This window comes from Sphingopyxis sp. H073, assembly GCF_001468395.1.
Lineage (GTDB): Bacteria > Pseudomonadota > Alphaproteobacteria > Sphingomonadales > Sphingomonadaceae > Sphingopyxis.
This window is the reverse complement of record NZ_LNSG01000003.1, coordinates 377,622-402,919: the sequence shown is the minus strand read 5'-3', so window position 1 is coordinate 402,919 and position 25,298 is coordinate 377,622. Positions and strand designations below refer to the sequence as shown.

At 65.6% G+C, this 25,298-nt stretch carries 25 protein-coding genes and 1 pseudogene; 23 read left to right on the top strand and 3 right to left on the bottom strand.

All coding sequences use genetic code 11. The features are described from left to right. The first annotated feature begins 49 nt into the window (after positions 1-49). From ATE64_RS07395 to ATE64_RS07385, 3 genes are read left to right on the top strand one after another with little or no spacing between them, the layout of a single operon-like run. Positions 50-616 (top strand): hypothetical protein, encoded by a 567-nt coding sequence (locus ATE64_RS07395; RefSeq protein WP_058454092.1) that lies wholly within the window; start codon positions 50-52, stop codon positions 614-616. Then, on the top strand, positions 600-1,316 hold the full coding sequence (locus tag ATE64_RS07390; RefSeq protein WP_058454091.1) for a hypothetical protein: 717 nt from the start codon (positions 600-602) through the stop codon (positions 1,314-1,316). Before ATE64_RS07395 ends, ATE64_RS07390 begins: the two co-directional genes overlap by 17 nt. Before the next feature lie 33 nt (positions 1,317-1,349). Continuing rightward, positions 1,350-1,952, top strand: coding sequence for an HD domain-containing protein (locus tag ATE64_RS07385; RefSeq protein WP_058454090.1), 603 nt, complete (start codon positions 1,350-1,352; stop codon positions 1,950-1,952). A 59-nt stretch (positions 1,953-2,011) separates the two neighbouring features. Here the strand turns inward: ATE64_RS07385 and ATE64_RS07380 are convergent, their stop codons facing one another. Next, on the bottom strand, positions 2,012-2,818 hold the full coding sequence (locus ATE64_RS07380) for an enoyl-CoA hydratase-related protein (RefSeq protein ID WP_058454089.1): 807 nt from the start codon (positions 2,816-2,818) through the stop codon (positions 2,012-2,014). A gap of 271 nt (positions 2,819-3,089) precedes the next feature. Here ATE64_RS07380 and ATE64_RS07375 point away from each other — a divergent pair, with 271 nt between their 5' ends. The 3 genes from ATE64_RS07375 to ATE64_RS07365 all read left to right on the top strand — a co-directional run bounded on the left by ATE64_RS07375 (position 3,090) and on the right by ATE64_RS07365 (position 6,218). Further along, entirely contained in the window at positions 3,090-4,445 is a 1,356-nt protein-coding gene (locus ATE64_RS07375) for a phosphotransferase (protein ID WP_058454088.1), read from the top strand. A gap of 19 nt (positions 4,446-4,464) precedes the next feature. Continuing rightward, on the top strand, positions 4,465-5,754 hold the full coding sequence (locus ATE64_RS07370) for an acyl-CoA dehydrogenase family protein (protein WP_058454087.1): 1,290 nt from the start codon (positions 4,465-4,467) through the stop codon (positions 5,752-5,754). 236 nt (positions 5,755-5,990) lie between these two features. Then, positions 5,991-6,218, top strand: coding sequence for a hypothetical protein (locus ATE64_RS07365; protein ID WP_231729106.1), 228 nt, complete (start codon positions 5,991-5,993; stop codon positions 6,216-6,218). A 27-nt stretch (positions 6,219-6,245) separates the two neighbouring features. Here ATE64_RS07365 and ATE64_RS07360 read toward each other — a convergent pair whose 3' ends face one another. Beyond that, entirely contained in the window at positions 6,246-6,917 is a 672-nt protein-coding gene (locus ATE64_RS07360) for an OmpW family outer membrane protein (protein WP_058454086.1), read from the bottom strand. A 166-nt stretch (positions 6,918-7,083) separates the two neighbouring features. Here ATE64_RS07360 and ccoN point away from each other — a divergent pair, with 166 nt between their 5' ends. The 10 genes from ccoN to hemN are packed head-to-tail and all read left to right on the top strand — an operon-like array spanning position 7,084 to position 16,336. After that, positions 7,084-8,742 carry a cytochrome-c oxidase, cbb3-type subunit I gene (gene ccoN / locus ATE64_RS07355; RefSeq protein WP_058454159.1) on the top strand — a complete coding sequence of 553 codons (1,659 nt, stop codon included), beginning with the start codon at positions 7,084-7,086 and terminating at the stop codon, positions 8,740-8,742. Positions 8,743-8,754: 12 nt separating this feature from the next. Next, positions 8,755-9,516: a cytochrome-c oxidase, cbb3-type subunit II gene (gene ccoO / locus ATE64_RS07350; RefSeq protein WP_058454085.1), complete on the top strand. Its 762-nt coding sequence runs from the start codon at positions 8,755-8,757 to the stop codon at positions 9,514-9,516. Continuing rightward, on the top strand, positions 9,513-9,671 hold the full coding sequence (locus ATE64_RS07345; RefSeq protein ID WP_058454084.1) for a cbb3-type cytochrome c oxidase subunit 3: 159 nt from the start codon (positions 9,513-9,515) through the stop codon (positions 9,669-9,671). Before ccoO ends, ATE64_RS07345 begins: the two co-directional genes overlap by 4 nt. Continuing rightward, the gene (gene ccoP, locus ATE64_RS07340; RefSeq protein ID WP_058454083.1) at positions 9,664-10,587 is read left to right on the top strand and encodes a cytochrome-c oxidase, cbb3-type subunit III; all 924 of its coding nucleotides are present in this window, start codon (positions 9,664-9,666) and stop codon (positions 10,585-10,587) included. Before ATE64_RS07345 ends, ccoP begins: the two co-directional genes overlap by 8 nt. Next, on the top strand, positions 10,574-12,031 hold the full coding sequence (gene ccoG / locus ATE64_RS07335) for a cytochrome c oxidase accessory protein CcoG (RefSeq protein WP_058454082.1): 1,458 nt from the start codon (positions 10,574-10,576) through the stop codon (positions 12,029-12,031). The genes ccoP and ccoG overlap by 14 nt, the downstream gene beginning before the upstream one ends. Continuing rightward, on the top strand, positions 12,028-12,498 hold the full coding sequence (locus ATE64_RS07330; protein WP_058454081.1) for a FixH family protein: 471 nt from the start codon (positions 12,028-12,030) through the stop codon (positions 12,496-12,498). Before ccoG ends, ATE64_RS07330 begins: the two co-directional genes overlap by 4 nt. After that, positions 12,495-14,609, top strand: coding sequence for a heavy metal translocating P-type ATPase (locus ATE64_RS07325; RefSeq protein ID WP_058454080.1), 2,115 nt, complete (start codon positions 12,495-12,497; stop codon positions 14,607-14,609). Before ATE64_RS07330 ends, ATE64_RS07325 begins: the two co-directional genes overlap by 4 nt. Further along, a complete protein-coding gene (gene ccoS, locus ATE64_RS07320; protein WP_058454079.1) occupies positions 14,606-14,758 on the top strand; it encodes a cbb3-type cytochrome oxidase assembly protein CcoS in 153 nt (50 codons plus the stop codon). The genes ATE64_RS07325 and ccoS overlap by 4 nt, the downstream gene beginning before the upstream one ends. Further along, positions 14,755-14,985 carry a hypothetical protein gene (locus tag ATE64_RS07315; RefSeq protein WP_058454078.1) on the top strand — a complete coding sequence of 77 codons (231 nt, stop codon included), beginning with the start codon at positions 14,755-14,757 and terminating at the stop codon, positions 14,983-14,985. The genes ccoS and ATE64_RS07315 overlap by 4 nt, the downstream gene beginning before the upstream one ends. 58 nt (positions 14,986-15,043) lie before the next feature. Continuing rightward, positions 15,044-16,336: an oxygen-independent coproporphyrinogen III oxidase gene (gene hemN, locus ATE64_RS07310; protein ID WP_058454077.1), complete on the top strand. Its 1,293-nt coding sequence runs from the start codon at positions 15,044-15,046 to the stop codon at positions 16,334-16,336. A gap of 152 nt (positions 16,337-16,488) precedes the next feature. Here the strand turns inward: hemN and ATE64_RS21105 are convergent. Next, a pseudogene (locus tag ATE64_RS21105) lies at positions 16,489-16,782 on the bottom strand (diaminopimelate decarboxylase); the annotation flags it as partial. A gap of 414 nt (positions 16,783-17,196) precedes the next feature. On the opposite strand from ATE64_RS21105, the gene kdpF reads away from it, so the two are divergent. The 7 genes from kdpF (at position 17,197) to ATE64_RS21555 (ending at position 25,295) form a co-directional block, all read left to right on the top strand. Further along, positions 17,197-17,286, top strand: a complete 90-nt coding sequence (gene kdpF / locus ATE64_RS07300) for a K(+)-transporting ATPase subunit F (RefSeq protein ID WP_058454075.1) — start codon at positions 17,197-17,199, stop codon at positions 17,284-17,286. 12 nt (positions 17,287-17,298) lie between these two features. Beyond that, positions 17,299-19,002, top strand: coding sequence for a potassium-transporting ATPase subunit KdpA (gene kdpA, locus ATE64_RS07295; protein WP_058454074.1), 1,704 nt, complete (start codon positions 17,299-17,301; stop codon positions 19,000-19,002). Between the two features lie 12 nt (positions 19,003-19,014). Next, complete coding sequence (kdpB, locus tag ATE64_RS07290) at positions 19,015-21,051, top strand: potassium-transporting ATPase subunit KdpB (RefSeq protein ID WP_058454073.1); 2,037 nt, start codon at positions 19,015-19,017, stop codon at positions 21,049-21,051. Between the two features lie 10 nt (positions 21,052-21,061). Then, entirely contained in the window at positions 21,062-21,652 is a 591-nt protein-coding gene (gene kdpC / locus ATE64_RS07285; RefSeq protein WP_058454072.1) for a potassium-transporting ATPase subunit KdpC, read from the top strand. Beyond that, the gene (locus ATE64_RS07280; protein ID WP_058454071.1) at positions 21,649-24,318 is read left to right on the top strand and encodes a sensor histidine kinase KdpD; all 2,670 of its coding nucleotides are present in this window, start codon (positions 21,649-21,651) and stop codon (positions 24,316-24,318) included. Before kdpC ends, ATE64_RS07280 begins: the two co-directional genes overlap by 4 nt. Further along, complete coding sequence (locus ATE64_RS07275; protein WP_058454070.1) at positions 24,315-25,052, top strand: response regulator transcription factor; 738 nt, start codon at positions 24,315-24,317, stop codon at positions 25,050-25,052. The genes ATE64_RS07280 and ATE64_RS07275 overlap by 4 nt, the downstream gene beginning before the upstream one ends. Before the next feature lie 99 nt (positions 25,053-25,151). Continuing rightward, positions 25,152-25,295 carry a hypothetical protein gene (locus ATE64_RS21555; RefSeq protein ID WP_156416547.1) on the top strand — a complete coding sequence of 48 codons (144 nt, stop codon included), beginning with the start codon at positions 25,152-25,154 and terminating at the stop codon, positions 25,293-25,295. The last annotated feature ends 3 nt before the right edge of the window (positions 25,296-25,298 follow it).

Genomic DNA, 25,298 nt, shown 5'->3' with positions numbered 1-25,298 from the left:
CGACAGGGGTCGCGAGTTGCCCGATAAGGGTGCGGTGAGGGACGGTTCGATGAAGCACAGATTATGGGGTGCCCCGGCCATGATGGCGGCCTGCATACTCGCCGTGGCTCCGGCGCAGGCGCAGTTCGGCAGCATCTTGCGCAAGGTGACGACGCCGAGCCCGGCGCCGACGTCGAGCGACAGCGACAATGGCGGCTGTCCGAAGGGCAAGAAGGGAAGCGGTGCGGGCCGTGCGATCATCGGCGGCGTACTCGACAGCGCGATCGGCAGCGCGGCGAGCAAGGCTGGCGTCTACAGCTATGTTCCGATCGCCGAGGTCAGCGGCACGCTGACCAACGCCATCGCCTGCAAGCTCGACCCGAAGGAGCAGGTGCAGGCGGCGGCCGCGACCGAGCAGGTGACGCGCGGCGGCGACGTCGGAGAAACCGCAAACTGGACCAGCACGACGCGCGAGAATGTCAGCGGATCGTCGACCGTCGCGTCGAAGAACCAGCTCGCCGACGGCACCAGTTGCATGAACGTTACCGACGTGGTGATCGTCGAGGGCGAGGAAACGCGGGTTTCCAAGAAGATGTGCCGCGGTCCGGGACAGTCGCGCTATGTCCTTGCGGCCTAGGATCGCACGCGTCGCGCTGGCGGCCGCCTGCCTCGCTAGCCTGACCGGCGCAGCGAAGGTCAAGATGGACCCTGCGAACCCGACCTGTCCGGCCGCGCCCGGCTGGTCGGCGAATCCGACGATGACCTTCACGCCGGCGACCAAGGGCGGCACGAAGGTGCTGCTCGCCGAGGGGCGGATCGATGCCGGCGCCCCCGACCGGCTCAAAAAGGCGCTCGAGGCCAATCCCGATGTCGGCGAAGTCTGGCTGAGCTCGCCCGGCGGCGATGCGCGTGCGGGCAATGCGGCGGGGCGCATCATCCGCTCGAACTTCGGGTTGATGACGCGGATTCCGGCGGGATGGGCGTGTTTCAGCGCGTGCAACTTCATCTTCATGGGCGGACAGCCGCGCGTGATCGATCCCGGCGGGCTGTTCATCGTCCATATGTTCACGCGTACCGGCGATCGCCAGTCGATCGACATGAGCGTCGCGATGGGGACCGACGCGACCAAGGAGCTGATCGGCGACATCGAACAGGATGCCGCGCTGCTGGCGAGCGAAGACAATGATTTCCTGATCCGCATGGGGGTGTCGCGCAAGCTGCTGACCGAGGTGATGTACCGGCAGAAGGCGATCGCCAATGCCGAGGACAAGTCGACGCGCCGCTGCCTGACCCAGGCCGAGGTCAAGACCTATAACGTTGCAAATAACAACGAATAGGATAGGCTCTCCGCCAATTCAGGAGAGGCTGCCATGACCGACATGACGCACGAGCATGCGACGTTCCGCTCGATGATCGACGGAACGCAGGAAGACTGGGACATCATCGCGCGCGAGCAGAAGGAATTCGCGCCGAACAACGGCACCCGCATCCTCGAGCATCTGAAGCTGCTCGGCGGCGATTACGGCGGCTTTCCGGTCGACCGTCTCGAACATTGCCTGCAAACCGCGACCAGAGCACACCGCGACGGCCGCGACGAGGAATATGTCGTGATGGCGTTGCTCCACGATATCGGCGACACGCTGGGCGCGTTCAACCATCCCGACGTCGCGGCGGCGATCCTGAAGCCTTTTCTGTCGGAAGAGAATCTCTGGATCGTGCAGCATCACGGCATCTTCCAGGGCCATTATTTCTTCCACTATATCGGCCTCGATCGCGACATGCGCGACCAGTTCGCCGACAGTCCCTATGCGGCCGCCTGCGCCGAATTCTGCGAGAAATATGACGCGCCGGCGTTCGATCCCGATTACGATACGCTGCCGCTCGAATTCTTCGCGCCGATGGTCGAGCGGCTCTGCTCTTATCCTCGCACGAGCATCTACAAGAAAGTGATGGTCGAAGAAGCGGCGGAGTAAAATCTGTGCACCCCGGCGAAAGCCGGGGGCCACAGGCATTTGCGCCGATGCGCCCCGGCTTACTTGCCCTTGAACTCGGTCTTGCGTTTCTGCTGGAACGCCAGGATGCCCTCGGCGGCATCGGCGGTGCCCCCCGCGATGAACTGGCCCCTGGCTTCGGCGTCGAGCGTGGTCGCGAAATCCTGCGTCAGCCCGTCGCGCAGTATCTTGCGCATCGTGCCGAGGGCGATCGTCGGGCCGTTGGCAAGGCGTGTTGCCAGCGCCTTGGCTTCCGCCAGCAGATCGGCATCCTCGACGCATTTGTAAATCATGCCCCAGTCGGCCGCCTGATCGCCCGTAATCTTCTCGCCCAGCATCATCATCTGCAGTGCGCGCGGCACGCCGACGAGGCGTGGGAGAAGCCACGACGAGCCGCCGTCGGGAACCAGGCCGATGTTGACGAAGGCCTGCAGGAAATAGGCGCTCTTGCCCGCGATCGTGAAATCGCCCGAGAGGGCGAAGCTGCAGCCGACACCGGCGGCGGGGCCATTGATCGCGACGACGACCGGGATGTCGAGATTCGCGAGCGCGAGCAGCATCGGGTTGTAATGCCCACGCAGCGCGTTGCGGCTCCGGGCTCCCCCGCCGACCGCGCCACCACCCGACCGGTCATCCGCCAGATCGGCGCCAGAGCAGAAGCCGCGTCCTTCGCCCGTGATCAGCAACGCGCGCGCACCGAGGCTCGGCAGATGATCGAGCGCGGCGCGAATATCGTCGGCCATCGCGGGCGGCATCGAATTCAGCCGATCGGGGCGGTTGAGCGTGATGATCGCGACAGTGTCGGCGATTTCGAGCTTGATGCTGTCGAAGCTGGGGACGTCGGTCATGGGGAAGAAATCCTCTCGGCTGTTCGCTGGTCTTTACCTTTACGTTCACGTAAAGTTGTGGCTTAATTGGCGGACGAACGCAAGGGGTGTTGGATGGCGATGTCCGCGCGGTCTGCTGCGGCTGAAGGGATGCCTCTCGCAGGGTACCGGCGCACGAAAAACGTCCGGATCTGCGGAATGATACCTGCGGCCCTTGCATCGGTCGGCCGGCGGGGTTTGTTTAATCGTGATGCCAAGTAAAGATCGATGAAGGGATGCGACGGTGGGGGCGATGGCTGATCTGCACGAGAAGCTCGGCACATTCATGACCCGTATCGTCGGCCGGGGCACACTGTCGGGCCTGGCCCGTTTGTCGGGCGGTGCGAATATGGAAAGCTGGGCGTTTGACTGGTCGGGCCCGGCGGGATCGGCGGGCTATGTCCTGCGCCGCGCACCGTCGGCGGACTATATGGCGGGCCGGCCCTATGGCCATGCCGACGAGGCCGTGCTGGTGATCGCGGCGCACGCGGCGGGGGTGAAGGCGCCCGAAGTCGTCGGCGTGCTGTCCGATGCCGACGGCATGGGCACCGGCTATGTGATGCGCCGCATCGTCGCCGAGGTGAGCCCGGCGAAGATATTGGCGGACCCGCCGCCGTCCCTGCTCGCCGACCTCGGCCGCGAGCTCGCGCGCATCCACGCGATCCCGCGCGCGGCGATTCCCGCCGCAATCCCGCTGATGGACACCGCCGAGGCGCTCGCGGAGCTCAAGGCGCGGTTCCTGTCCTATGGCGGCGATCGTCCGGCGATCGCGCTCGCGATCCGCTGGTGCGAGGATCATCTGCCCGCGCCTGCCGATCCCGTGCTCGTCCATGGCGACTATCGCATGGGCAATGTGATGGTCGATCTCGCGAAGGACGGGGGCGGCCTCGCCGCGGTGCTCGACTGGGAGCTCGCGCATCTGGGCGACGCGCATGAGGATCTCGCCTTCGGCTGCATGGCGGTGTGGCGCTTTGGCCGGATCGAGCGGCCCGCCTTCGGCCTCGGCAGTCTCGAGGATTATTTCGCTGCCTATCGGGCGGCGGGTGGCCGCCCGATCGATTCGGCGCGGTTCCGCTTCTGGCTTGTCTATCGCACGCTCTGGTGGGCGCTCGGCTGCCTGCAGATGGGGCAGGCGTGGCGGAACGGAGCCGACCCGACGGTCGAGCGCGTCGTCATCGGGCGGCGAACGGCGGAGCAAGAACTCGACCTGGTCGAACTCATCGGGGTGGATGCACCCGAAGCGGAGGGGGCGCGGGTGCTGCCGCCGTCGCCCCCGGCCATGTCCGTGCCGTTCGGCGAGCCGACGAACCGCGAGATGGTGCAGGCGGTGCGCGACTGGATCGAGGGTGCGGTCAAGCCGAAGTCCGAAGGCCATGACAAATTCGAAGCGGTGGTGGCAATGAACGCGCTCGGCATCGTGATGCGCGATCTCGATGCCGGGGTGCGCGCCGAGGACAAGGCGCTGTCCGACGCGCTGATGTCGGGCGAGCGGACGCTGGCGGAACCGGGCCTGCTCGCGCGCCTGCGCCGCGCGGCGCTCGACAAATGCACCGTCGACAGCCCAAAATATGCCGCGCTGGCGGCGGCGCGCGCGGCGTGGAACGGATAGGATAAGCGGGAGAGAGACGATGGATTTTGCGGTTCCGGCCGATTTGCAGGCCTACCTGGACGAACTCGATGCCTTTATCGAAGCCGAGATCAGGCCGCTCGAGAATGCCGACGACAATATCCGCTTCTTCGACCACCGGCGCGAGCATAGCCGCACCGACTGGGACAATCAGGGCCTGCCGCGGCACGAGTGGGAGCAGCTTTTGCGCCAGGCGACGCGGCTGGCCGATGCCGCGGGCCACTGGCGTTTTTCGGCGCCGAAGAAATATGGCGGCAAGGACGGCAGCAATCTGTGGATGGCGGTGATCCGCGAGCATTTCGCCGCGAAGGGCCTCGGCCTCCACAACGACCTCCAGAACGAGCATAGCATCGTCGGTAACTTCCCCTTCGTCGAGATGTTCGAACAGTTCGCGACGAGCGAGGAACAGAAGCAGGAATTCATCCTCGGCGGCTTCGAGGGCAAGCGGCGCACCGCCTTCGGCCTGACCGAACCCGACCATGGATCGGACGCCACGCATATGGAGACACGCGCGGTGCGCGAAACCCGCGATGGCGTCGACGGCTGGCTGATCAACGGCCGCAAGATGTGGATCACCGGCATGCATGTCGCGACCCACTGCGCGACCTTCTGCCGCACCGACGGACAGGATGGCGATGCAAAAGGCATCACATGCCTGCTCGTGCCGACGGGCACCGAAGGCATGACGGTCGACGAATATATGTGGACCTTCAACATGCCGACCGATCATCCGCGGATGACCTTCAGCGGCGTCTGGGTGCCCGACAGCGCGCGGCTGGGCCCGGTCGGCGGCGGGCTGTCGATCGCGCAGAGCTTCGTCCACCAGAACCGCATCCGGCAGGCGGCGTCATCGTTGGGCGCGGCGGTCTACTGCATCGAGGAAAGTGTGCGTTATGCGCGGTCACGCAAGCCGTTCGGCGAAGCCCTCGCGAAAAACCAGGCAATCCAGTTCCCGCTCGTCGAACTCGCGACGCAGGCCGAAATGCTGCGCCTGCTGATCCGCAAGACCGCGTGGGAGATGGACCGCACGCCGCACAAGGAGATCGAGCGAACGCTGTCCGACAAGGTCAGCATGTGCAATTACTGGGCGAACCGCCTCGTCTGCGAAGCCGCCGACCGCGCGATGCAGGTCCACGGCGGCATCGGTTATTCGCGGCACAAGCCGTTCGAACATATCTATCGCCACCACCGCCGCTACCGCATCACCGAAGGCGCGGAGGAAATCCAGATGCGGAAAGTCGCCGCCTATCTGTTCGGCTATATGGGGCCGCGCAAGGGAACGCTGGGGTAACCCACCGAAATTTGCTCTGGAGACCTCGAAGCACCCGGAACTGCAACGCCGATTATCATTGCGAGAGCGCGCAATCGATCTGGCGAAACGGAGCGAATTTTCCGGACGAAAGATTTGGAGGCCATCGGCGTTCCCGGGCAATATCCTCCCAAGCTGTGCAGCGAAGGGCTTGCTATTCGAGTTGGCTACAATTGCTCCGCCGCACGCTCGATGAACGCGAGCGCGCACGGCATTGGATGATGCCGCTTGGACGCAAGTCCGCGTCGGAGAAGGTGGCGTCCTTCCTGCTTGAGATGTCGGAACGATTAGCGGGGCGGGGGTGTCATGCCGACACGCAGGCCGGGTTCGAACTGCCCTTCGGCCGCCAGCTGACCAAAATGCGCGCCGACGGCCTGCTCGACCTGCCGTCTCGCCGCGAAATCGTGATCAACGACCGCGCGGCGATGGAAATGATGGCGGGCTGACCGGCCGCCGGCGCCAGTTCGGGGGAACTAGAAGCGGAACGCGACGCCGGCGCTGATCACCCAGGGATCAAGCCTGTGCCGCGTCTTGATCACCTCGGTCGTGCCCGCATACCAGGTTGCGGTCGGGCGCAGGAAATAGCGCTTGGCGTCGAACGACAGCGCGAGCCCGTGGTCGTTTACCGGAATGTCGATCCCTGCCTGCAACGCCGCGCCGACCTTGTCCCCCATCTTCTGGCGCGTCGCGCCGAGCGAGCGGGTCGTGGCGCCGGGCTTTTCGTCGATGAAGATGAAATAGCTCGGCCCCGCGCCGATATAGGGGCGGATGCCGCCATCCTTGCCGAAATGATATTTGAGGGTGAGCGTTGCCGGGACGATCTTGGCGTTGGAGACGAGCGTTGCGCCATCGAGCGCGCCGCGGCCGTCGACGTCATGTTGCGTCACGCCGGCGATCGTCTCGACCGAGACGGCGTCGGACACGAAATATTCGATCGCGACCGTCGGCGTCACATTGTCGTCGGCCTTGGCCTGAGTTCCGGCGGGCAGGCCGATCCGGTCGGTCTTGACGTCGGTGATCTTGCCGTCGGGCGCCACGTAGGTGGCGAAGATCTTGAACTGCACGTCGCCCGCCTTCGCAGCCGCCTGACCGGGAACGGCGGCCATGGTCGCCAGCGCGAGCAGGGAGAGATAGTCTTTTTTCATGGGTAGGTTCCTCCGTTGACGGGCGGTCTCTGCGCCCGTTGCGGTCGGTTCACATTGATGTGGCGCAACCTTTTCTTTGATCCCGATCAATGTTTTCGGGCGCCGCCACGCCCAGAGCGGTTCCGAACCGCGCGGCTTTCGACCGCGCTCGATGGGGACTTGCGATATGGACGGTCTGGTAACGAAAGCGGGCGGCTGGCTGGCGCTTGCCCTGTTGGCGCTGGTGGCGGCGGCGGTTGCGGTCGATGCGCCCTTCGCCGTGCATATGGTGATCGTCGCGCTCGCCTGTCTGATCGCGTTATGGGCGACGGTATCGCGTGCCGATTTCGACGGCATCGCGCGCGGGATACTGAAAATGCCCGCCGATCAGGGCGTCTATGACGATGACCCGATCCGCTGGGGCGTCATCGCGACCTTGTTCTGGGGCATCGCGGGGATGGCGGCGGGGCTTTATATCGCGCTGCAACTCGCCTTTCCCGCACTTAACCTGGAGTTCGAATATACGACCTTCGGACGTCTGCGGCCGCTGCACACGTCGGCGGTGATCTTCGCCTTTGGCGGCAACGCGCTGATCGCGACGAGCTTTTACGTCGTGCAGCGTACCTGCCGCGCGCGGCTCGCCTTTCCGACGCTCGCGCGCTTCGTATTCTGGGGCTATCAGCTGTTCATCGTACTCGCCGCGACCGGTTATCTGATGGGCGTGACCGAGGCAAAGGAGTATGCCGAGCCCGAATGGTATGTCGACCTCTGGCTGACCATCGTCTGGGTCGCCTATCTGGTTGTGTTCGCCGGTACGATCGTCAAGCGCCGCGAGCCGCACATCTATGTCGCGAACTGGTTTTACCTGAGCTTCATCATCACCATCGCGATGCTGCACCTCGTCAACAATCTGTCGATGCCCGCCAGCATCTTCGGGTCGAAGAGCTACGCCGCTTTCGCCGGCGTCCAGGATGCGCTGACGCAGTGGTGGTACGGGCATAATGCGGTCGGCTTCTTCCTGACCGCGGGCTTCCTCGCGATGATGTATTATTTCGTGCCGAAGCAGGCCGAACGGCCGGTCTATTCCTACCGCCTGTCGATCATCCACTTCTGGTCGCTGATCTTCCTCTACATCTGGGCGGGGCCGCACCACCTTCATTACACCGCGCTGCCCGACTGGGCGCAGACGCTGGGCATGGTCTTTTCGGTCATCCTGTGGATGCCGAGCTGGGGCGGCATGATCAACGGCCTGATGACGCTCAACGGTGCGTGGGACAAGATCCGCACCGACCCCATTATCCGCATGATGGTGATGGCGCTCGCCTTCTACGGGATGAGCACCTTCGAGGGCCCGATGATGTCGATCAAATGGGTCAACTCGATGTCGCACTACACCGACTGGACGATCGGCCATGTGCACAGCGGCGCGCTTGGCTGGAACGGCATGATCACCTTTGCCTGCGTCTATTATCTGGTGCCGCGCCTGTGGGGACGTCCGCGGCTGTACAGCCTGCGCATGGTCAACTGGCACTTCTGGCTCGCGACCGTCGGCATCGTTTTCTACGCCGCGTCGATGTGGGTCGCGGGCATCATGCAGGGGCTGATGTGGCGCGAATATGGGGCGGACGGCTACCTCGTCTACAGCTTTGCCGAGAGCGTCGCCGCGATGCATCCGATGTACCTGATCCGCGCGACGGGCGGGGCGATGTATCTCGCGGGCTTCCTGATCATGATCGCAAACGTCTGGGCAACGCTCGGCGGGAAGGTCCGCGCTGAAAAGCCGATGACCGAAACCCCCTACAACGCCGCGGCGGACCGTCCGCTCGTGCCCGTTCCCGCCGAATAAGGAGTCCGGACCATGGCCACCAAACCCGCCGAAAAGGGCTTCAGTCACAAGAAAGTCGAACGAAATGTGACGCTGCTCGGCGCGCTCGCGCTGCTCACCGTCGCGATCGGCGGCATCGTCGAGATCGCGCCGCTCTTCTGGATCGACAACACGGTCGAGAAGGTCGAGGGGATGCGGCCCTATACCCCGCTCGAACTCGCCGGGCGCAATATCTACATGCGCGAGGGCTGCTATACCTGCCACAGCCAGATGATTCGTCCGTTCCGCGACGAGGTTGAGCGTTACGGTCACTACAGCCTCGCTGCCGAGAGCATGTACGACCACCCCTTTCAATGGGGGTCGAAGCGCACCGGACCCGACCTCGCGCGCGTCGGCGGCCGCTACTCCGACGAATGGCACAAGGCGCATCTGATCGACCCGCGCAGCGTGGTGCCCGAATCGATCATGCCGCCGTACGCCTTCCTTGCCGATCGCGACCTCGATACGGGCGACATGGCGAACCACCTGACTGCGCTCTATCGCGTCGGGGTTCCCTATACCAAGGCTGACATTGCGAAGGCGAACGATGATCTTGCGGCGCAGGTCGATCCGGCCGCCGGACTGGACCTGCAAAAACGCTATCCGAAAGCGCAGGTCCGCGACTTCGACGGCGACCCCGACCGGCTCACCGAAATGGACGCGCTGATCGCCTATCTCCAGATGCTCGGCACGCTCGTCGACGTCGAAAAGGCCGCGCCGCAGGAGCGGCCGTCCGAAACGGAAGTGGCGCAATGACTTATAACGACCTCCGCCATTTTGCCGACAGCTGGGGGCTGCTCGCCATGGCGCTGCTGTTCCTCACCCTCATCGCCTGGCCGTTCCGGCCAAACGCCCGCGCGCGCAGCGAAGAGGCCGCGAACATGATCTTCAAGGACGACGAGCATGGCTGAGCACAAGCGTATCGACGAAGCCACCGGGACGACCACGGTCGGTCACGAATGGGACGGGATCGAGGAGCTCAACACGCCGTTGCCGCGCTGGTGGCTCTGGACCTTTTACGCGACGATCGTCTGGGGGCTGGCCTATGTCGTCCTCTATCCGGCGTGGCCGATGGTGAACCGCGCGACCGAGGGCGTGCTCGGCTGGTCGAGCCGAGGGGACCTTGTGAAGGAAATGGCGGCCGATGCAAAACGCCGCGCGCCGACCGTCAATGCCATCGCCGCGACCGCGCTCGCCGACCTGCCGGCGCAGCCTCAATTGATGCAGGCGGCGGTTCAGGGCGGCGGCGCGGCGTTTCGCGTCCATTGCGTCCAGTGCCATGGCGCGGGCGGCGCGGGGGTGAAAAACCTTTACCCCAGCCTGACCGATGACGACTGGCTGTGGGGCGGCGACCTCGCCAGCATCGAATATACGGTGACGCACGGCATCCGGAACCCCGATCACAAGGACACGCGCACCAGCCTGATGCCCGCCTTCGGCCGCGACGGCATTCTCGACGCGGCACAGATCGGCGACGTCGTCAGCTTTGTGCGGGTGATCAGCCGGCAGGAAAAGGCGAGCGCCGCGTCGGCGCGCGGCGCGGCGCTGTTTGCGGACAATTGCGCGGTCTGCCACGGCGCGGGCGGCCAGGGCGGACGCCAGTTCGGCGCGCCGAAACTGACCGACGCGATCTGGCTTTATGGCGGCGACCGCGACAGCCTGACCGCGACGGTCAACCAGCCGCGCAACGGCGTGATGCCGCGCTGGGGCGGCCGGCTCGATCCCGTGACGATCAAGATGCTGTCGGCCTATGTCTATTCGCTGGGCGGCGGCGAAAAGGGGCTGGCGCCCGTCGCCGAAGGGACGGGAGCCGATGGCCAGCCCTGAGGATCTCTCCGGCCAGTCGGCGCCGCTCTACGCGGCGCGGAAGGGCGTTTACCCGAAGGCGGTGAACGGCCCCTTCCGCCGCTTCAAATGGGCGATCATGGCGGTGACCCTCGCGATCTATTATGCGACGCCGTGGATCCGCTGGGATCGCGGGCCCTATGCGCCCGACCAGGCGGTGCTCGTCGATCTGGCGAACCGGCGCTTTTACATGTTCCAGATCGAAATCTGGCCGCATGAATTCTATTATGTCGCGGGCCTGCTCATCATGGCAGGGATCGGTCTGTTCCTCGTCACCAGCGCGGTGGGGCGTGCCTGGTGCGGCTACACCTGTCCGCAAACGGTGTGGACCGACCTGTTCCAGCATGTCGACCGGCTGGTCGACGGTGATCGCAACGCGCAGGTGCGATTGGCGAACGGTCCGTGGACCTTCGAAAAGCTGTCAAAGCGGACAGTCAAATATCTGATCTATCTAACGATCGCCTTCTGGACCGGCGGCGCCTGGATCATGTATTTCGCCGACGCGCCGACGCTAACAGTGGATTTCTGGACCGGGCAGGCGGCGCCGATCGCCTATGGCACTGTCGCTGTCCTCACCGCCACGACCTTCATCCTCGGCGGCTTCATGCGCGAGCAGGTGTGCATCTATATGTGCCCCTGGCCGCGCATCCAGACCGCGATGATGGACGAAAAATCGCTGCTGGTGACCTACAAGGACTGGCGCGGCGAGCCGCGCGGCAGCGTCAAGAAAGCACAGGCGCATCCCGGCGCCTTCGGCGACTGCATCGACTGCAACCAGTGCGTCGCGGTGTGTCCGACCGGGATCGACATTCGCGAAGGGCCGCAGATCGGCTGTATCACCTGCGCGCTGTGCATCGATGCGTGCGACGGGGTGATGGCACAGGTCGGGCGGCCGCGCGGCCTCATCGACTATTGCACGCTCGACGATGTGGCGAGCGAAAAGGCGGGCGGCGCGGGGCGGCCGATCCGCAAGACGCTGCTGCGCCCGCGCACCTTGCTCTATTTCGGCGTCTGGAGCGCGATCGGCGCGGCGATGCTCTTCTCGCTCGGCCAGCGCACGCGTCTCGACCTTGCGGTCCAGCACGATCGCAGCCCGCTCTACGTCCAGCTCTCCGACGGCCAGATCCGCAACAATTACACGTTGAAGCTGCGCAATATGGAAACGCGGCCACGCCGGGTCGCGGTCACGGTCAGCGGGCTTCCCGGCGCGGTGCTGTGGACGGGTGCCGGCATGCGCGAAAATGCGGCGCAGCGGATCGAGTTGGCGCTGCCCGCCGACAGCGTCACGAGCATCAAGCTCTTCATCGCCGCGCCCGGCGCCGGTCCGGCGCGGCAGGATTTCACGATCGCAACGCACGGGCTCGACGGCGATCCGCGCGGCGACAGCGACACCATCCAGTTCGACCGGCCGGAGGCAGGACAATGACCGACACATCGACACCCCGGCGTTTCACCGGTCGGCATATGACGGCGATCCTCGTCGCTTTCTTTGCGGTCGTGATCGCGGTCAATGTCACCATGGCGCGGTTCGCCATGTCGACTTTTGGCGGCACGGTGGTCGAGAACAGCTATGTCGCGAGCCAGAATTACAACCGGTGGCTTGAACGCGCCGACGCGCAGGCCCTGCTGGGATGGGATACGGGGGTGACGCTCGACGCGGGCCGGCATGTCCTGCTGACCATCCGCAAGAAGGGCCGGTCGCTGGAGGGGGTTCGGGCCTCCGCGACCGTCAATCACCCCGTTGGGCGCACCGCGTCCGTCGCGCTTCGTTTCGAGCCGGCGGCGGGCGGGGGGCTGCGCTCGGTCGAGCCGCTGGCGATGGGGCGCTGGCGGCTCGACCTCATTGTCCGACGCGGCGCCGATGAGGCCCGCTATCGCGAGGATCTGCAATGAGCGCCGCCGCTCTCGTCGAACGCGACTTTGCCGTGCCCGACATCCGCTGTGCCGGATGCATCGCCAAGCTGGAGCAGGGGCTGGTGCGCGACAAGCGCATCGCCGCGGCGCGCGTCAATTTTACCGAAAAGCGCGTGCATCTGTCCTATCTGCCCGACACGGACATGCCCGCCCTGATCGGCGCCTTTTCCCATCTGGGCTTCGAGGCGCATCCAATCGGGACCGGTCCAGACGAAGCCGACGCCGAAGCCGAAACGAGCCGCGAACTGCTGCGCGCCGTTGCGGTGTCTGGCTTTGCGATGATGAACATCATGCTGCTGTCGGTGTCGGTCTGGTCGGGGGCGGCGGGGGCGACGCGCGACCTGTTCCACTGGCTGTCAGCAGCGATCGCACTGCCGACCGTCGCCTATGCCGGGCGGTCCTTCTTCCGCTCGGCGTGGCGAGCGCTCCGCCACGGCCGCGCCAATATGGACGTGCCGATCAGCATCGGCGTCGTGCTCGTCTGTGCGATCAGCTTGTACGAGACCGCGACCGGCGGCCAGCACGCCTATTTCGACGGCGCGGTCATGCTGCTCTTTTTCCTGCTTTGCGGCCGCTGGCTCGACAGCGTGATGCGCGACCGCGCGCGCGGCGGCGTGACGGCGCTGCTGCGCAACATGGGAAGCGGCGCGACGGTACTCGGCAAAGACGGCCGCAGCCGCTGGGTCGACGCGACCGCGCTCGAGCCCGACATGGTCATGCTCGTCGCGGCTGGCGAGCGACTGGCGGCCGACGGTGTCGTGGTCGGCGGAGCCAGCCAGCTCGATCTCTCGCTACTCACGGGCGAGAGCGCGCCGCAATCGGTCCACCCCGACGAGAGGGTTCATGCCGGCACGTTGAACCTCGACGCACCGATCCGCGTGCGCGTGACGGCGGCGGGCGCCGACACCGCCATCGCCGACATAGCGCGGTTGATGGGCGAAGCGGCGCAGGGCAAATCGCGCTATGTCCGCATCGCCGACCGCGCGGCGCGGCTCTATGCGCCGGCGGTCCATTGCCTTGCGCTGATGGCATTTGCTGGCTGGATGGTCGCGGGAGCGGGCTGGCACGACAGCCTGCTGATCGCCGCCGCCGTGCTCATCATCACCTGTCCCTGTGCGCTCGGCCTTGCGGTGCCCGCGGCGCAGATCGTCGCGGCGGGCGCGCTGATGCGCGCGGGCGTACTCGTCAAGGACGGCTCGGCGCTCGAACGGCTGGCCGAAGTCGATCTTGCGTTCGTCGACAAGACCGGCACGCTGACGCTCGGGCGCCCCGAGGCCATCGGTCTCGAGCGGTTCGACATCGGCGTGAAGTCGCTGATTCTCGCGCTGTCGCAGGCGAGCCGACACCCGCTGAGCGAGGCGTTGACCCGCGGGCTGCGGCGTTTTGACGTGCGTCCCGCTGAAGTGACGTTGATCGCGGAGACCCCCGGCTTCGGCATCGAGGCGCAATGGGCAGGCAGCACCGTCAAACTCGGGCGGCCGCAGTGCAGCGATCTGGGCGACGCGCTCGCGACCGAGCTGTCGGTCGAGGGTAAGGCGGTCGCGACGATCCGCTTCGCGGACCGGCTGCGGCCCGACGCCCGCGAGGCGATCGACGCGCTGGCGCGCGAAGGCGTCGAAGCGATGATCCTCTCGGGGGACCGGGCCGAGGCCGTTGCGCCGGTGGCGCGCCAGCTCGGCCTGACCGCGCAGACGGGGATGAGCCCGCAGGACAAGCTGGAGGCAATCCAACGCCAGGCCGCGCTCGGCCGCAAGGTGCTGATGGTCGGCGACGGCCTCAACGACGGCCCCGCGCTTGCCGCAGGTCATGCGTCGATCGCGCCGGGATCGGCGAGCGACGTCGGCAAGAACGCGGCCGACTGCATCTTCCTGGGCGACCGGGTCATGCCGGTGGTGCAGGCGGTGCGAATGGCGCGGCGAACACAGGCGGTGGTGCGACAGAATTTCCTCCTCGCCATCGGCTATAACGCCGTGGCGGTGCCGCTCGCCTTCATGGGGCTCGTCACGCCGCTCGTCGCCGCTATCGCGATGTCGGGATCGTCGCTGATTGTCGTGGGCAACGCGCTGCGACTGAAGGGGGCGATCCGGTGAACGGGCTGGTCTTCCTGATCCCGATTGCGCTCGGCCTGGGGCTGCTCGGTCTCGCCGCCTTCTTCTGGTCGCTCCGCAAGGGGCAATTCGACGATCTCGACGGCGCCGCTCTGCGTATCTTCGTCGAGGAGGAGGAAGAGTCGGTATGAACATCCGCAACATCTTTGTCGCGATGGGCGCGGCCGCGCTCATGCAGCCGCCGATTGCGGTCGAGGCGCATATCCTGACTGTGCCGTCGTGCGGCGGCGCGGCGCGACGGATGATCGTCCCCGGCGATCCCGCCGACCCCGATAACCGCCGCGACTGTGCCAAGGCGTGCCACGCAGTCGCCGACCGGCGGAGCAAATCGGACGGCGTCAAAAAGCGCTGCTGTTGATTCGTCTGTGTTGATCCCGGTCAATGACCGGGCGCGGGCACGGGCCTAGCAGGCCCATATGTGGTCCTATCACCCCGATTTGCTCGCCAAGCCGGTGCCGCGTTACACCAGCTATCCCACCGCCATGGAATTTACCGGCGATGTCGGCGCCGCCGATTATGCGCGCGCGCTCGACGCGATCGAGGCGGCGACCCCGATCTCGCTCTACGTCCATATCCCCTTTTGCGAGCAGATATGCTGGTATTGCGGTTGCAACACCGGGGCGGCAGGGCGGAAGCAGAGACTGGCCGACTATCTCGTCGCGCTCCGCGCGGAGATTGCCCTTGTCGCGAAAAGGCTCGGCGGGCGCGGACGCGTCCAGCGCATCGCGTTCGGCGGCGGCAGCCCGAACGCGATCGCGCCGGTAGAGTTGGTACGCCTGCTCGATCGCATCCTCACGGTCTTCGACGCGCACCGGCCAGACGTGTCGATCGAGCTCGATCCCCGCGGTTTCTCGGCCGAATGGGCATTGGTGCTCGCGGCCGCAGGCGTCACGCGCGTCAGCCTCGGCGTCCAGACGTTCGCGCCGCATGTCCAGCAGGCGATCGGCAGGATCCAACCCTTGTCGCATATCGAACGGGTCGTCGCAGCGCTGCGCCTGCGCGATATCGACGCGATCAATTTCGACCTGATGTACGGCCTGCCCGGTCAGTCGCTCGCCGACCTCGACGCCACGCTCGACGAGACGATCCGCCTTGAGCCGAGCCGGATTGCGCTGTTCGGCTATGCGCACCTGCCCGACATGATCCCGCGTCAGCGGCAGATCGACGCCAGCGGACTGCCCGACCAGCGGCTTCGGTTCGAACAGGCAGCGCACGGATACCGGCGCTTGACCGACGCGGGCTATATTCCCGTCGGGTTTGATCATTTCGCCCGGCCCGATGACCCCTTGGCAATTGCGGCCAAGGAACAGCGCGTGAGCCGCAATTTTCAGGGCTTCACCGACGACGACGCGCCGGTGTTGCTTGGTTTCGGCGCGAGCGCGATCAGTCGCTTTTCAGACCTGATCGTTCAGAATGAAAAGCGGGCGGGACCGTACCGCGATCTGGTCGGAGAGGGGTGCCTGACTGCGGTGCGCGGTGTCACTATCGACGATGTGCAGCAGCTGCGGGGACAGACTATTCGGAACATTCTATGCAACGGGCGGGCGCGTATCGAAACAGACAAGAATCGTGTCCAAGATGTTCTCGCCGATTACGAGCGTCGAGGCATCATCGAATGGGACGCCGACGATCTGATGATCAGCGACGAAGGCTTACCCTATGCGCGCCATGTGGCAGCCCAGTTCGATAGCGTCCGAGGTGCGATATAATTGCGGGATCAAGTCGGCTTTCGCCTGTCCAACGCCAACAGCTGCGAGGGAGCAACCGGCCACCAGCCTCGGCCTGATCCGCGCCAAGGTAAGGCGTTCGTCTTGAGGAGTCGCGCGGAGGTGCGTGCCGTGGTCCCGCTTTGAACGGGGAATTAGGCCGCGGAGGCGAGTGGTTCCTTGACCGTCATCCAGGGCGCCAGTCGCTGCGGTCGCAGGTCATGCGGGGCGACGCGTTCGGCGACTACGGCGAAGCGGTTGCCATCTACGAGCACTTCCGGGACGAGGGGCCGACAATTATAGGTCGATGCCATCGAGGCGCCATAGGCGCCGGCAGTATGGAACAGCGCGAGGTCGCCTTCGTCGACCATGTCGATCATGCGCTCCGTCGCGAAAGTATCGCCGCTCTCGCAGATTGGGCCGACGATGCTCGCCGTAGAACGTTTTCCCCAGATTGAAGACCCTCCGGCCGAGAGGAGAGGCCGGAGAGTCGAGATCCGGTTATGCGCGGGCGGCGCATTTTTTCTCCAGATTGGTCGGGCGTCGGTGGCGTTGAAATTCTGCTATGCCGTGCGAGATCAACGGCATCGATTGCGCGCCAAATCGTGGCTCGGGCGCGCTGCGCCGCGGAATTCGCGAAATCATACGAGAATACTATGCGGCGGCCGATTTCATCGTCTCGCATTCAAACGTCGGCCTGACCTATTTGGAAGCCCGCAGACGACTCGTGCCACCTTCCGTGGCGGGCGTCCTGCCGGAGCAAAATCATGCAGGATCTTCTCTGGGTCGGCATCATCCTTGCCCTCGTCGCCGCGAGCCTTGGCTATGCGCGGCTGTGCGACGACGCTTAGGGATTGGCGACCATGACTCTCGACCTCTGGCTCGCGGGCCTCACCGCGGTCGGCCTTCTTCTCTATCTCGTCGCCGTGCTCGCACGGCCCGAACGCTTTTAAGGGAGGCGCGCCATGACCTTTCAGGGCTGGCTTCTGATCATCGCTTTCGTCGCCATATTGCTGGTGCTCACCAAGCCGCTGGGCAAGTGGATGTACGCGCTCTACGCGGGCGAGCGGACGCCGCTCCACCGGATCCTCGGGCCGGTCGAAGCCGGCCTTTACCGGTTGTCGGGCATCGACCCGAACGAAGAGCAGGGCTGGCGCCGCTACGCGGTCCACATGCTGATCTTCAACGTCGTGCTGTTGCTTTTCACTTATGCGATTCTGCGGCTGCAAGGCGTCTTGCCCGGAAATCCGCTCGGCTATGCAGGCGTTGGGAGCGACGGCGCTTTCAACACTGCGATCAGCTTTACGACGAACACCAACTGGCAATGGTATTCGGGTGAGGCAACGCTGTCGAACCTCAGCCAGATGCTCGGGCTCACGATCCACAACTTCCTGTCGGCGGCGACGGGCATCGCGCTCGCCTTCGCGTTGTTCCGCGGTTTTGCGCGGCGCGAGATGAAGACGATCGGCAATTTCTGGGCTGACGTGACGCGGATCACGCTCTACCTGCTGCTGCCGATCTGCGTCGTCTATGCGATCTTCCTGATCGCGAACGGCGTGCCGCAGACTCTCGCAGGATCGGTAGATATATCGACGCTCGAAGGCGTCAAGCAGACGCTCGCGCTCGGCCCGGTCGCGTCGCAGGAAGCGATCAAGATGCTCGGCACCAACGGTGGCGGCTTCTTCAACGCCAATTCGGCGCATCCGTTCGAAAACCCGAACGCGGTGACCAACCTCGTGCAGATGCTGTCGATCTTTGCGATCGGTTTCGGCCTGACCTGGACCTTTGGCAAGGCGGTGGGTAACCAGCGCCAGGGCTGGGCGATCCTCGCCGCGATGGCGACGATCTTCCTCGCCGGCGTTACGGTCACCTATTGGCAGGAAGCTGCGGGCAACCCGATCCTTCATCAGCTTGGCGCGGCCGGCGGCAATATGGAGGGCAAGGAAGTTCGCTTCGGCATTGCCGCTTCGTCGCTCTTCGCGGTCGTCACGACTGCTGCCTCGTGCGGTGCGGTGAATGCGATGCACGACAGCTTCACCGCGCTTGGCGGGATGATCCCGCTGCTCAACATCCAGCTCGGCGAAGTCGTCATCGGCGGCGTCGGCGCGGGCATCTATGGCTTCCTGCTCTTCGCCATCCTCGCGGTGTTCGTCGCCGGCCTGATGGTCGGGCGTACTCCCGAATATGTGGGGAAAAAGATCGAGGCGCGCGAGGTCAAGCTCGCGGTGCTCGCGATCGCAGTGTTGCCGCTCATCATCCTCGGCGGCACCGCGATTGCGTCGGTGACGGAGGCGGGGCTCGCGGGCCCCTTGAACAAGGGTCCGCACGGCTTCTCGGAAATCCTGTACGGGTTCACGAGCGCGGTCGGCAACAATGGTTCGGCCTTCGCCGGCCTGACCGCCGGTACACCATTCTACAACGGGATGCTTGGCGTCGCGATGTGGCTTGGCCGCTTCTTCGTCATCATCCCGATGCTGGCGATCGCGGGCGGTCTCGCGGCGAAGAAATACACGCCGGCGACCGCGGGCAGCTTCCCGACCACCGGACTGCTGTGGACTGGCCTTCTGATCGGCATCGTGCTGATCGTCGGCGGCCTGACCTTCCTGCCCAGCCTCGCGCTTGGTCCCATTGCCGATCATCTCGCGATGATCAACGGCCAGCTCTTCTAAGGACATATGCAAATGGCTCGGTCCGAAACCAAGTCTCTCTTCACGGCTGACCTGATCGTCCCGGCGATCGGCGACGCCTTCCGCAAGCTCAACCCGAAGGAGCTGATCCGCAATCCGGTGATGTTCACCACGGCGGTCGTCGCGACGTTGCTGACGGTGCTGCTTGTCGTCGGTCACGATGGGCTCGCCACCGGCTTCAAGCTGCAGCTCGTCATCTGGCTCTGGCTGACCGTGCTCTTCGGCACCTTCGCCGAAGCGCTCGCCGAAGGGCGCGGCAAAGCGCAGGCCGCCTCGCTGCGCGCGACCAAGGCCGACCTGACCGCCAAGAAGCTGAAGGGAGACGGGAATGCCTATGAAAGCGTTCCGGCTAGCGCGCTCAAGGTCGGCGACATCGTTCTCGTCGAAACCGGCGACCTGATCCCGTCGGATGGCGAAGTCGTCGCGGGCGTCGCCTCGGTCAACGAAGCGGCGATCACCGGCGAGAGCGCGCCGGTGATCCGCGAAGCGGGCGGCGACCGCAGCGCGGTCACCGCGGGCACGCGCGTTATTTCGGACGAGATCCGCGTCCAGGTGACGGTCAATCCGGGGCAGGGCTTCCTCGACCGGATGATCGCGCTTGTCGAAGGCGCCGAGCGCCAGAAGACGCCGAACGAAATCGCGCTGACCCTGCTGCTCGTGGGGCTGACGATCATCTTCCTGATCGCAGTCGGCACGATCCCGGGCTTTGCCTCCTACGCGGGCGGCAGCATTCCGGTCGCGATCCTTGCGGCGTTGCTCATCACGCTCATCCCGACGACGATCGCGGCGCTTCTCTCGGCGATCGGCATCGCGGGCATGGACCGCCTCGTCCGCTTCAACGTGCTCGCGAAATCGGGCCGCGCGGTCGAGGCGGCGGGCGATATCGACGTCCTGCTGCTCGACAAGACCGGAACGATCACCGTCGGCGACCGCCAGGCGACCGAGTTCCGTCCGGTCGGGGGCCAGTCGATGTCGGTGCTTTCGGAGGCAGCGCTGCTCGCCAGCCTTGCCGACGAAACCCCCGAGGGGCGCTCGATCGTCGCACTCGCGCGCGAGAAATTCGGCCAGACGAGGGCTGACCTGCCCGCAGGGGCCGAGATCATCCCTTTCACCGCGCAGACGCGCATCTCGGGCATCAAGCTTGGCGACAGCGTGATCCAGAAGGGCGCGGTCGATTCGGTGCTGCGCGCCAATCCGGGCGCGGGCGCGACCGCCGCCGCGACCGAGCTTCGCCGCATCACCGACGAGATCGCGCGCGCCGGCGGCACGCCGCTTGCTGTCGCGAAAGACGGCCAGCTACTTGGCGCGATTTTCCTGAAAGACATCGTCAAGGCGGGCATCCGCGAACGCTTCGGTGAACTGCGCGCGATGGGCATCCGTACCGTGATGATCACCGGCGACAATCCGCTCACCGCCGCGGCGATCGCCGCCGAGGCGGGGGTCGACGATTTCCTCGCGCAGGCGACGCCCGAGGACAAGCTCGAGCTGATCCGCAAGGAGCAGCAGGGCGGGCGGCTCGTGGCCATGTGCGGCGACGGCACCAACGACGCTCCGGCGCTCGCGCAGGCCGACGTCGGCGTTGCGATGAACACCGGCACGCAGGCGGCGCGCGAGGCGGGCAATATGGTCGATCTCGACAGCGATCCGACCAAGCTGATCGAGGTCGTCGGCCTTGGCAAGCAGTTGCTGATGACGCGCGGCGCGCTGACGACCTTCTCGGTCGCCAACGACGTCGCCAAATATTTCGCGATCATCCCCGCGATGTTCATCGTGCTCTATCCGGGGCTTGGCGTGCTCAACGTCATGGGACTGACCAGCCCCGAAAGCGCGATCCTGTCGGCGATCATCTTCAACGCGCTGATCATCCCGCTGCTCGTGCCGCTCGCGCTGAAGGGCGTGACCTATCGGCCGATGGGGGCAGGACCGCTGCTCGCGCGTAACCTCGCCATCTATGGGCTTGGCGGCCTCGTCGCGCCTTTCATCGGCATCAAACTCATCGACCTGGCCGTTGGCGGCCTGGGTCTGGTCTGAGGATAAAGACATGAACAAGGATATCATCAGCTCGCTGCGCCCCGCGCTCGTCATGACATTGCTCTTCGCGGCGCTGCTCGGGCTCGCCTATCCGCTGGCGCTCACCGGCCTCGGGCAGGCGCTCTTTCCGAGCCAGGCGAACGGCAGCCTCGTCGAGGAGAATGGCAAGATCGTCGGCTCGACCGTCGTCGGCCAGGCTTTCACGTCGGATCGCTATTTCAACACGCGGCCGTCGGCGGCGGGCAAGGGCTATGATGGGCTCGCCTCGTCGGGCTCGAACCTCGGCCCGACCTCGCAGGCGCTCGCAGACCGCGTGAAGGGTGACGTCGCAAAACTTTCCGAAACGGCGCCAGGGGCCAATGTCCCGCCTGACCTGGTGACGACCTCCGCCTCGGGGCTCGATCCCGATATCAGCCCCGAGGCGGCTTTTTATCAGGTCGATCGGATCGCAAAGGCGCGCGGCATCGACCCCGCCGCGGTTCGCGGACTCGTCGAACGGAGCGTCGAAGGCCCGATTCTGGGTTTCCTCGGCGAGCCGCGGGTGAATGTGTTCGAGCTCAATCGACGACTCGATGCCTTTGGGGCTAAACCCGCCGCGTGACAGGAAACGACCGACCATCACCCGAGGCCTTTCTGCGTCAGGCGGCGCAGGAAGGCCGCGGCCGTCTGAAAGTCTTCCTCGGCGCCGCGCCCGGCGTCGGCAAGACGTGGGAGATGCTGACCGACGGCCGCCACCGGCGCGAGGCCGGGGTCGATGTGGTCGTCGGCGTGGTCGAGACGCACGGCCGCCGCGAGACCGAGGCGCTTGTCCACGGCCACGAGATCATCCCACGGCGACAGGTCGAGCATCAAGGCCATAGCCTCGGCGAGATGGACATCGACGCGATCCTCGAACGGCGGCCGCAGCTGGTCCTCGTCGACGAACTGGCGCACACCAATGCGCCGGGCAGCCGCCATCCCAAGCGCTATCAGGATGTCGAGGAACTGCTCGACGCCGGGATCGACGTCTATTCGACGCTCAACATCCAGCATGTCGAAAGCCTGAACGACGTCGTCGCATCCTTCACGCGCGTCCGCGTCCGCGAAACCGTCCCCGACAGCATTCTCGAAAACGCCGAGATCGAGGTCGTCGACATCCCGCCCGACGAGCTGATCGAGCGGCTGCGCGACGGCAAGGTCTATATTCCGCAGGAAGCGACGCGCGCGCTCACCCACTTCTTCTCGAAGTCGAACCTGACCGCGCTGCGCGAGCTCGCGCTCCGCCGCGCCGCGCAGGCGGTCGACGCGCAGATGCTCGACCATGTCCGCAGCCACGCGCTCGCAGGCAGTTTCGCGGTCGGCGAGCGGATCGTCGTCGCGGTCAGCGAACTGCCCGTCGCCGCCGAGCTGGTGCGCGCGGGCAAGCGGCTCGCCGACGCGCTGAAGGCGCCATGGACCGCGGTCTATATCGAGACGCGGCGCAGCCAGGCGATGACCGATGACGACCGCAGGCAGCTTGCCGATACGCTCGCGCTTGCATCGCGGCTCGGCGCCTCGACCGCGACTGTTCCGGCGGCGAGCGTCGTCGAGGGGCTGCGCGCCTTTGCCGAGGATGCACGCGCGACGCAGATCGTGGTCGGTAAATCGGCGCGGCCGTGGTGGTTCGAGCTGCGCCACGGCTCGGTCGTCGACCAGCTCGTGCGGACGATCGACGATGTCGCGGTGCACGTCCTGCCGGGCGAGCCTGATACGCGGACGGTCCAGCACCGCGCGGCCGCGGTTCCCGGCCGCTGGGGCAAGCCATCGCACTATGTCGTGTCGCTTGCGCTGGTCGCCCTGATGACCGTGCTCGGCCGCCTGCTGCTCGAAGTCATCGATCTCGGCAATATCTCGTTGCTCTACCTCATCCCCGTGATGTTCGCCGCTGCGACCTTCGGCGTGCGCGCCGGCCTGTTCGCGGGGCTCGCGTCGAGCCTCGCCTATAATTTCTTCTTCCTGCCGCCGACTGGCACGCTGACGGTCAACAATCCCGAAAATGTCATCAGCATCTTCGTGCTGCTCGGCGTCGCTGTGGTGACCAGCCAGTTCGCCGCGCGCGTCCGCGCGCAGGCCGATCTCGCGCAGTCGAGCGCGCGCCAGAACGCCGCGCTCGCAAGCTTCTCGCGCCAGCTCACCGCCGCCCCCGATCAGGACACGCTGATGCAGGCGATCTGCGCCGAGGTCGGACGCCTGCTCGACGTCCGCACCGTACTCCTCCTGCCTTCCGCCGACGGCCCGATGCTCCGCGCCGCGGTGCCGCCCGAAGACCGGCTCGAGCAGATCGAGCGCGCGGCGGCGCAATGGGCGATGGACAATGAGCAACCCGCCGGACGCGGTTCGTCGACGCTCACCGCGTCGGACTGGCTCTTCCACCCGCTTCGCACCACCCGCGGCGTGCTCGGGGTACTCGGCATGACGCGCGACGATGCGCGCGAACCGGTGCGCTCGGATCAGGTGCCGCTGCTGATGAGCCTGCTCGATCAGGCGTCGATCGCGCTCGACCGCATGGAACTCGAAGAAGCCTCGCTCCACGCGCGGCAGATCGAAGAACGCGACCGGCTGCGTGCGGCGTTGCTCTCGTCGGTCAGCCACGACCTCCGTACCCCGCTCACCACGATCCTCTCGGCCGCGCAGGAAATGCGCCGCCATCCCTCGCCCGAAATGGCCGAGACGATCGAGACCGAGGCGCTGCGCCTCAATCGCTTTGTCTCGAACCTGCTCGACATGGTGCGCGTCGAGGCGGGGGCGCTGCCGATGAAGGTCGAGGCGACCGAACTGTTCGACGCCGCGGCAAGCGCCGCTCACGACACGCGGGCATCGCTCGCGGGGCATGAGGTGAAGATCGACATCAGCTCGAATATCCCGCTGGTGCGCGTCGATCCGGTGTTGCTCCACCATTGTCTGATCAATCTGCTCGACAATGCCGGCCGATATGCCGACCCCGGCACACCGATCATCATCCGCGCCAGCCGCACGGCCGACTCGATCGCGCTGTCGGTGATCGACCAGGGGCGCGGCATCGCGCCCGGCAACGAAAAGCGCGTCTTCGAAACCTTTACCCGGCTCGAGGGGAGCGACCGCGCCAAGCATGGCACCGGACTCGGTCTCGCGATCGTCAAGGGCTTTGCCGAGGCGATGGGGCTGACGGTCGAGGCGGGCAACAATGCCGAACCGCACGGCGCGCGCTTCACGATCCACATTCCCGAAGCGCTGATCATCTCGAATCTCACCGACAAGGATATCCCATGAAAGTCCGTCACAAGGTCCTCATCGTCGATGACGAACCCCATATTCGCCGGCTGATCCACGCGGCATTGGCACGGGCCGACTATGCGATCGTCGAGGCCGAAAATGCGCGCGAGGCGACCGAGCGGCTGCGCGAGGAGCGACCCGACATCACCTTGCTCGATCTCGGGCTGCCCGATCGCGACGGGCTCGAACTCGTGCCGCTGTTCAAACAGCAATCGGACACGACCCTGATCGTCGTGTCGGCGCGCGATGCGACCGACGAGAAAGTGGCGGCGCTCGATCTCGGCGCCGACGACTATCTGACCAAGCCGTTCGACACCGACGAACTGCTCGCCCGCGTGCGTGTCGCACTGCGTAACCGGCTCACCCGCGACGGCGGAAACCTCACGCTGTCGGTGGGCGACGTGATGATGGATCTGATCGCGCGAACCGTCACGAAGGGCGGCAAGGAAGTTCATCTGACGCCCAAGGAATATGCAGTGCTCGCCCAGCTGGCGCGCTTTCCGGGCCGCGTCATCACGCACAACCAGATCATGGCCGAAGTCTGGCCGAACGAGCATGAACATCATGTCGAATATCTGCGGGTCCTCGTCCGCACATTGCGCCAGAAACTTGAAGCCGACCCGCAACGGCCGCAAATCATCTGTAACGAGCTCGGTATCGGCTATCGCCTTCGGCTCGGCAGCGAGGGAGAGAGCGACCGCGTCGCCGAGGAAGGCGCTTCGACCAACTGAGAAGGTCCGGGCGCATCGACGGCGAATATATGGAAATTCTATGCGGTCAGGGCTTTCCCGCTCTCGAATTCAAATGGCCGGATCGCCTAAATGCATCCCATGAACAGAAAGGAAATCGAGTCCCCGTCGGGCACGCGCGAGCGGGTCGTCGACTGGCTTGGCGCCCAGGGACCGCTGCTGCTGAGCGTCTATATGTGCAGTATCGTGGCGCTTGTCGCCTTTGTCGCCGAAATGGTCGGGTGACTG